The sequence below is a fragment of the Vibrio sp. 10N.222.48.A3 genome, from assembly GCF_041475345.1.
GTDB lineage: Bacteria > Pseudomonadota > Gammaproteobacteria > Enterobacterales > Vibrionaceae > Vibrio > Vibrio tasmaniensis_A.
The window spans coordinates 1-406 of the sequence record NZ_JBFRVX010000630.1 but is presented as its reverse complement, the minus strand read 5'-3'; the positions used below and the strand labels follow the sequence as shown (position 1 = coordinate 406).

At 50.5% G+C, this 406-nt stretch carries 1 protein-coding gene; it reads right to left on the bottom strand.

What is annotated here, in order from left to right:
- Positions 1-406, bottom strand: a 406-nt coding sequence (locus AB4653_RS17485; RefSeq protein ID WP_372071534.1) for a type IV secretion system DNA-binding domain-containing protein, incomplete at both ends; no start/stop codon positions are given.

Below are 406 nucleotides of genomic sequence, written 5' to 3'. Positions count from 1 at the left end.
ACTTGAAAAGATAGTCCGGGCGGAGTCGACCCAGAATGGGTCACCTTCGCCATGCTGCGGGATAAGGGCGCTGGCGATATTTTCAAAGTCAGGGGCTTCTTTTGCATCGCACCAGACATCCCAATTGGCGCAGCGTTCATCGAAGGGGTTGAGTAAGGTGTCTTGGCTAGGGTCAAAGAACTTACTGGTAAAGGTGCAGCCTTTATCATAAATAATCGCTTTATCCCCACGTTTGCGTATCCAGCGCAGCAGTTTCCGCAGCATGACGGATTTACCGGCCCCTGTGGTGCCGTCAATCAGCATGTGCTGCACTTCAAACTCACGTTTAAATAAGGCCAGCCCATCCACTTTGAAATCAGAAATTCGTCCGTTGCCTACACCCTGTTTCTTGAGTTTCTTTGCCCGT